At 47.8% G+C, this 7,150-nt stretch carries 9 protein-coding genes; 6 read left to right on the top strand and 3 right to left on the bottom strand.

The window, feature by feature from the left end; genetic code table 11:
* The 3 genes from GUA98_RS30180 to gdhA all read right to left on the bottom strand — a co-directional run.
* On the bottom strand, positions 1-344 hold a 344-nt coding region (locus tag GUA98_RS30180), incomplete at its 3' end, for an IS3 family transposase (RefSeq protein WP_321573891.1).
* Positions 341-640 carry a transposase gene (locus tag GUA98_RS18125; protein WP_227779742.1) on the bottom strand — a complete coding sequence of 100 codons (300 nt, stop codon included), beginning with the start codon at positions 638-640 and terminating at the stop codon, positions 341-343. The genes GUA98_RS18125 and GUA98_RS30180, both read right to left, overlap by 4 nt.
* 281 nt (positions 641-921) lie before the next feature.
* Positions 922-2,298 (bottom strand): NADP-specific glutamate dehydrogenase, encoded by a 1,377-nt coding sequence (gene gdhA / locus GUA98_RS18120; RefSeq protein ID WP_193724005.1) that lies wholly within the window; start codon positions 2,296-2,298, stop codon positions 922-924.
* Between the two features lie 387 nt (positions 2,299-2,685).
* Here gdhA and GUA98_RS18115 point away from each other — a divergent pair, with 387 nt between their 5' ends.
* From GUA98_RS18115 to GUA98_RS18090, 6 genes are all read left to right on the top strand, one after another.
* Complete coding sequence (locus GUA98_RS18115; RefSeq protein WP_193724004.1) at positions 2,686-3,159, top strand: GreA/GreB family elongation factor; 474 nt, start codon at positions 2,686-2,688, stop codon at positions 3,157-3,159.
* On the top strand, positions 3,149-3,655 hold the full coding sequence (locus tag GUA98_RS18110) for a cation:proton antiporter regulatory subunit (protein WP_193724003.1): 507 nt from the start codon (positions 3,149-3,151) through the stop codon (positions 3,653-3,655). Before GUA98_RS18115 ends, GUA98_RS18110 begins: the two co-directional genes overlap by 11 nt.
* A gap of 3 nt (positions 3,656-3,658) precedes the next feature.
* Positions 3,659-4,864, top strand: a complete 1,206-nt coding sequence (locus GUA98_RS18105) for a cation:proton antiporter (protein WP_095359650.1) — start codon at positions 3,659-3,661, stop codon at positions 4,862-4,864.
* A 153-nt stretch (positions 4,865-5,017) separates the two neighbouring features.
* A complete protein-coding gene (locus GUA98_RS29640; protein ID WP_227779741.1) occupies positions 5,018-5,200 on the top strand; it encodes a hypothetical protein in 183 nt (60 codons plus the stop codon).
* Between the two features lie 48 nt (positions 5,201-5,248).
* The gene (locus GUA98_RS18095) at positions 5,249-6,175 is read left to right on the top strand and encodes an NADP-dependent oxidoreductase (protein ID WP_193724001.1); all 927 of its coding nucleotides are present in this window, start codon (positions 5,249-5,251) and stop codon (positions 6,173-6,175) included.
* Between the two features lie 183 nt (positions 6,176-6,358).
* On the top strand, positions 6,359-7,096 hold the full coding sequence (locus GUA98_RS18090) for a cyclase family protein (protein ID WP_193724000.1): 738 nt from the start codon (positions 6,359-6,361) through the stop codon (positions 7,094-7,096).
* The last annotated feature ends 54 nt before the right edge of the window (positions 7,097-7,150 follow it).

Below are 7,150 nucleotides of genomic sequence, written 5' to 3'. Positions count from 1 at the left end.
ACAGAGGCTTGTTTTCCAAAGAATCGACGCTTTTTTCGAATGACAGAACAGATGCCTAATTGTTTCATTAATCGGTACACCTTTTTGTGGTTGACTCGAAGGCCTTCCCGTCGTAAAGCTACGGTCATTCGAAGATAGCCAAAGTAAGGATGCATGCGATGAATGGCAAGCAAATGGGATTCTAGTTCAAGTTCCTTGTGTCTACGCTCTTTTGCCGCTGCTATGCTTTTTCTCCACTTGTAATAACCCGAGCGAGAAACCGCAGCTAACTTCAAGAGTCGAACCAGACCGTGGCGTGCCCGTAAGTCCTCAATGATTTGAAATCTGGCCGCTTTACTTGTCACTCCTTGTGTAGATTTGGATACTGCTTTTTTAAGTATTCAATCTCCGCCCGCAAGTACGCCATCTCTTCTTCCATACTGGAAAACTTGGTTCTAAAGCGTCCCCGTTTGGGTGTAGCAGGTTCTAGACTCATTCCTTGTCTCGCTTTGGCTGCCCACACTTGTACCTGAGATTTATTTTGAATATCTAAACGTGTCGCTACTTCACGTATACTCATATGTTCTTCGTTGACCAGCCGGACTGCCTCCAATTTCAAATCCAAAGAGTACCGCCGGAATGTTTGACCTTTTTTAGCCATGAAAAAATCCCCTTCGTTTACATGATTAAGTTCATCTTAACAGATGTCTTTTTTCTCATGTCTACTAAAAGGGGATAATACCATTTTGGCGGCTTTTTTGCGTTAAGGGAGGACATCAGCCACATGGACCGTCTCACCCTTTGGAAGCCTGGCGTGGCCCTTTTCATTTCAAAAGATGAAAAAAGAACAGCTCTCCTCAGGGAGAACTGTCCTTCATTAAGAAAGTTAAGATGAGTGATGATGTGCACACGCTTCGAGTGGAACAGTCAAATGGCTTAAACTTAGACTACGCCTTGAGCGAGCATGGCATCGGCTACCTTCAGGAAGCCTGCAATGTTGGCACCTGCCACAAGGTTTCCAGTACAGCCATATTGATCCGCTGCCTCTACACAGCTGCTGTAGATGTTCCGCATGATCTCATGCAGCTTCGCGTCCACTTCTTCAAATGACCAGGACAGGCGCATGCTGTTCTGAGACATTTCAAGAGCGGACACCGCAACCCCACCAGCATTGGCAGCTTTCGCCGGGCCGAACAGAACGCCCTCTTTCAGGAAAAGCTCGATTGCAGCAAGCGTGGAAGGCATATTAGCTCCTTCACCGATGGCTTTGACGCCGCCTTGTACGAGCAGCTCAGCAGACTGTTCATCAATCTCATTTTGCGTTGCGCAAGGCAGCGCGATATCGCACGGGATGGACCAGATGCCTGCACAGCCCTCGGTATACACCGCGTGAGGATGCTCTTTGACGTATTCGCTGATCCGCAGACGATCCACTTCTTTCAATCGTTTTACGGTATCTAGGTTAATGCCTTCCGGATCATATATGTATCCTCCCGAGTCACTGCAAGCCACAACCTTGGCACCAAGCTCCTGAGCCTTTTGGATGGCGTAGATGGAAACATTGCCTGAACCGGAAACAACCACGGTGCTGTCCTGGAAGCTCAGCCCTTTCGATTTCAGCATCTCGTTCACGAAGTACACACAACCGAATCCAGTAGCTTCCTTGCGTGCAAGGCTTCCGCCATACAGCAGACCTTTCCCCGTTAATACCGCTGCATCATGCCCGCCGTTAATGCGTTTGTATTGTCCGAACATGTAACCGATTTCCCTCGCGCCTACACCAATATCGCCTGCAGGTACATCCGTATCGGAACCGATATATTTATACAGCTCGGTCATGAAGCTTTGCGTGAAACGCATCACTTCCAGATCGGATTTTCCTTTGGGATCGAAGTCGGAACCGCCTTTACCGCCGCCGATCGGCAGTCCAGTCAGGGCATTTTTGAAAATCTGTTCGAAGCCCAGGAACTTCACGATTCCGGAATAAACGGAAGGATGGAAGCGCAGTCCGCCTTTGTAAGGACCGATGGCGCTGTTGAACTGTACGCGGAATCCACGGTTCACTTGAACCTTGCCTTGATCATCGACCCAAGGTACGCGGAATGTAATGACACGTTCAGGTTCAACCAGCTGTTCGAGCAAACTGTTGTTCATGTATTTCGGGTGTGCTTCAATCACAGGAATGAGTGAGTCCAGAATCTCTTTTACAGCCTGATGGAATTCATGTTCTTGCGGATTTCTGGCGATAACCGATTCATAAACGGAATGAACATATTCTGCAGCAGTGACTTGAGTTGATTCATGAGTAATAGTGGACACTTTTTCGATGCACTCCTTTATTGTGTTAAAGTCTTTGGTTGGCTATTTGCATAAATTGCATAAAAGTTTGTAGTTAAATATACAGGAAAGAAAATAAAAATACGAGATGAAAACCCATAAAATGTTTTTTATGACGTTATTAAAATGTTCTATGGATCTATCATGTGGTGTAAAGGTTGGATTCTAAAATTGGATAATATAGCCGATTCCCCATTTTGAACGGGAAGTTAGCTGAATAGACTGGATTAAAAAATTAGTTTTGGTAAGATGGTAAGAAGGCCCCGATTTCCGGGGCTTTTATCTAACAGAAGGAGGAAAACAGGATGATGAACAGCAGCATGCGAATTCATGTGGAGAACAAAGCTTGTATAGGAGGTGAGATCTATTATGAACCATAGGTCTAACCTTCAACCTTGCAGAGAAATACTGGTGAAACAGCTCATTACATTGGGTGAAGAGAAAAGGACATTTCTCGACGCCCATTTTGACGTGCGTGAACCCGAACGGTTACAGATGGAGAAATTATTGTCTGCTTACACCGAATATGTCCAGAAGCTCCTGCTCGGCCCGGATGAGCTTCTCCATTCCGTCGTGCTTATTGGGAGCGAGATCCGATTCGATTACATTGATTTCCACACGTCGGATGCATTCACGATTGTCATGCCTGAAGAGGCTGATCCGGATGCAGGGCGCATCTCCTTTCTCTCGCCTGTAGGACGTCAATTGCTGCTTAGCAGCAAAGGGGAAACGAGATCCGTTACAATCCCGGCTGGTTCCATGAGGGTGCGTATTACGGAAATCACTTGGAGTGGTCCAACCTTGAATCCGGTGTCTTCAGGAGGTGTGGATCATGCACTTTAAAGAGACGGATTTACCGGGAATTGGACGCAAGTATTGGCTGCATACCCGTAGCGGAGAGCATTTGATTATCGTGATTCATAATGATGAGCGGCGCGATCTGTTTCACATGGAATCCGGAGACACGCCTGAAGAGGTGGGGGATATGGTATCCCTTGTAACCTTGGATGACGAAGAGGCCCGTGCAGTCGCTGCCGTCGTGGGAGGCATGACTTATAAGCCGAAATTCCAGGATGAACGGGAAGTTATGCTCGATGGCTTACTGATCGAATGGTTGCGAATCGAACCTCATTCACGAAGCATTGGAAGAACGATTGGGGAACTGGATATTCGCCAAGCGACGGGGGCTGTCATTCTGGCGGTGGTGGAGAAGAACAGGGAGAAACAGTTTAATCCGGGTCCAGAGTACACATTTGCCTCAGGGGCTACGATTGTCGTGGCTGGAGAGCGGGATCAGATCAGGCAATTAAAACGGTTATTATCCGATGGACGGTTGTAGCCTATGGATATGCTCATATTCGAAGTGGGAATTGCTGTTGCGCTGATTACACTTACGGGGCTAATATCTGCACGATTACGATTTTCGGTCATTCCTTTCTACATTCTGATCGGAATGGCGGTTGGACCGCATGCACCACAGATCGGTATCGTGGATTTGCGTTTCATCGAAAGCTCGGCATTTATTGAATTTATGGGCAGGCTTGGCATTTTGTTTCTTTTATTTTATCTTGGACTTGAATTTTCGGTCTCCCGATTGATGAAATCGGGCAAAGCCATATTGACCGGAGGCATGTTCTATGTAGGGCTTAATTTTGCTTCCGGTCTGCTGCTGGGCTGGTTCATGGAACTGCCGTTAAAAGAAACACTGGTGGTGTGCGGCATCATGACCAGCTCTTCAACAGCGATTGTCGCCAAAGTACTCGTTGATCTGAAGCGGACGGCGAATCCTGAAACGGAGATTATTATGGGCATGATCATGTTTGACGATCTGTTCATTGCCATTCATATCTCGATCCTGACGGGCCTTGTTCTCAGCGGGGCGACCTCGTTCCTCAGTGTACTGCTGGTATCCTTGTCTGCGATGCTGTTCATTGTGCTGTTTCTGATCATTGGCCGGAAGAGCATCAAGTATATTGACAAGGCGCTGAATATCAAGTCATCCGAACTGTTTTTGCTTACTGTGATGACGCTGCTCTTTCTGGTCGCTGGTTTCTCGGAGACGCTGCATGTTGCCGAGGCGATCGGTGCATTAATGATGGGGCTGGTACTCGGTGAATCGAGGCATGCGAACCGAATTGAGCATCAGGTCATGCCGTTCAAGGACTTTTTTGGTGCGATCTTCTTTTTCAGTTTTGGACTGACCATTGAACCCTCCTCCCTTGGGGGTGCGGTCGGGATGACGATCATTGCGGTCATTTTAACGATTGCGAGCAATTATGGCGCAGGAATGATTGCAGGCCGCATGTCCGGAATGACGCCCAAGGCTTCACTCAAGGTAGGATTCACGCTGGTTTCCCGAGGAGAGTTCTCCATCATTATGGCGAACATTGGCAAGGCCGGAGGGCTGATGGTTTCAATCCAGTCCTTCGCCGTGCTGTACGTGCTGATTCTGGCGGTACTGGGGCCAATCCTGACGAAGGAAGCACCGTGGATCTATGGGCAATATGAGCGTCTTAGAAATCGATTACGAAGGAAAGAAACAGGTTAGATTGAATTCTGGTAGCAGCGTCACACCGGGAGAGACTTTATCTCTCGGGTGTGACGCTTTTTTTGGATTCTATGCTACCAAGTACGGTAAGTGAGAAGGCGAGCATCGCGGGATATTTTTTGCTTAAGGAAGATGAATTCCAATATTCTCGATATGCACGGCGACGCCGCCGATCTGAACTTGAGTGATCTCGTTGGAAGGGCCGAGCGTTATTCTGCCCAGGATCCTGGAAGGACGGTTCATCGTGTATCCTTCATGCTTAATGGCTGGTTTTTGATCGAACGAGTCGGCGAGCGATTGATGATACAAGGTCAAGTGAATGGCTGCACAGGGTAATGAAGAAGGAGAGCACGTGATAATCCAATGGGAAGGCAGGGATATGTAATGAAAGCTATTGTTATTGATACGTTTGGTGGAGCGGACCAATTGAAGGAACAGGAGGTACCCAAACCGACATGCGGAATCAATCAGGTGATCATCCAGATTCATGCAACCTCGGTGAACCCGGTCGACTTCAAAGTCAGACAAGGACATATGGAAGAAGCGGCCGACTCATTCCCTTTGATCTTGGGCGGGGATGCTGCGGGTATTGTGGCAGAGGTTGGATCCAATGTTACACAGTTCAGGGAGGGTGACCGTGTATTTGCCCGTCCGCGAAGCTTCGGAACCTATGCAGAATATGTGGCGGTAGATGCAGATATCATATCCCGTATTCCGGACAATCTGAGTTTTGAGGAGGCTGCGGCTATACCGCTTGCGGGCATGACAGCCTGGCAGGCTCTTGTTGATCATGCGCACCTCGCCAAGGGGCAAAAGGTATTGATTCACGCAGGAGCAGGCGGTGTGGGAACATATGCGATACAGATTGCCAAATACATTGGTGCTGAAGTGGCAGCAACGGCGAGTGAGTCCAATGAGGAGCTGCTGCGCTCCTTGGGTGTGGATCATTTTATCAATTATAAAAAAGAAGACTTCTCGGAGATTCTCTCCGGGTATGACGTCGTACTCGACACAATGGGTGGTGACATTCAGCGGGACAGCTTCAAGGTGCTGAAGCCCGGCGGACATCTGGTTTCGCTCGTGGAGCAGCCAGATCAGAGCCTTGCCAAGGAGGCAGGCGTAACGGCGAATGTATTCATGATGGAACCGAAAGGGGATCAGCTCGACCAACTGGCGAAGCTTGCCTCGGAAGGCAAACTTAAACCTGTGATTGACGAGACGTATGATTTAACTGAACAGGGATTGCGGGAAGCGCATGAGAAGAGCGAAACGCATCATACACGTGGGAAGCTTGTCATCCGTGCGCAATAGGTGTCAACTCGCATACGAAGGTTATATATTACATTGAAATTAGGAGTCTCGATACTGGCCATCTTCCTTTTGGGAAGGTGGCTGTTTTATTGTTGATGGCAGCAACAGAACTGCATTCCCATAGATGGAGGTTTAAGATATAATAGTAGAAATTTATTCCATTCTGTGCATGAGGTGATCCAATTGTCCAACGAACTTATTCAAGCCATTCAAGTGTTAAAAGAAAAGAAGTGGGTTGATCTGACCCATACATTCGGCCCGGAATCGCCGCATTTCTCTGCTTTTGATGCAGCCCAGTTTGAACCGTTGTTTAATCACGATCAAGGTTTTTTTGCTCAGAGCTTCAAATTCCCCGGCCAATACGGCACCCATCTGGATGCACCGATTCATTTTGTGCGTGACACGCGATATCTGGATCAGCTAGGGCTGAAGGAACTTGTGCTGCCGCTTGTGGTCATTGACCAGTCTGCTGCCGTGGCGAGCAACCCGGACTTTACGTTGGATGTCGAGCACATTCTAGAATTCGAAAAGGAATATGGGCTCATTGAAGAAGGAAGCTTCGTGGCACTTCGTACAGATTGGAGCAAACGCTGGCCCAATCATGAAAAGTTCGACAACAAGGATGCAGAAGGCAACAGCCATGCACCCGGTTGGTCGGTTAGTGCATTGATGTTTTTGTTCGAGGAACGCAAAATCAAGGCCATTGGTCATGAAACTTTCGATACCGATTCAGCTGTGGATTATCAGAAGAATGGGGCACTTCTTGCGGAATATTACGTGCTTGCTCAGGATACATATCAGGTAGAGTTGTTAACCAATCTGGATCAGATGCCAGCAAAAGGTGCAGTGATCTTCAATATTGTACCCAAGGCCGAGAAGGCTTCCGGATTCCCGGTTAGATCCTTTGCCATTTTGCCTTGATGCAGCAGCTCTCAACTGAAATTAAGTTCTATACAAAATAAGTGTCCAATTAAA

The sequence above is a fragment of the Paenibacillus sp. P13VS genome (assembly GCF_015143645.1).
GTDB lineage: Bacteria > Bacillota > Bacilli > Paenibacillales > Paenibacillaceae > Paenibacillus > Paenibacillus xylanilyticus_A.
The sequence above is the reverse complement of the archived record's forward strand: the minus strand, read 5'-3'. Positions and strand labels throughout refer to the sequence as shown.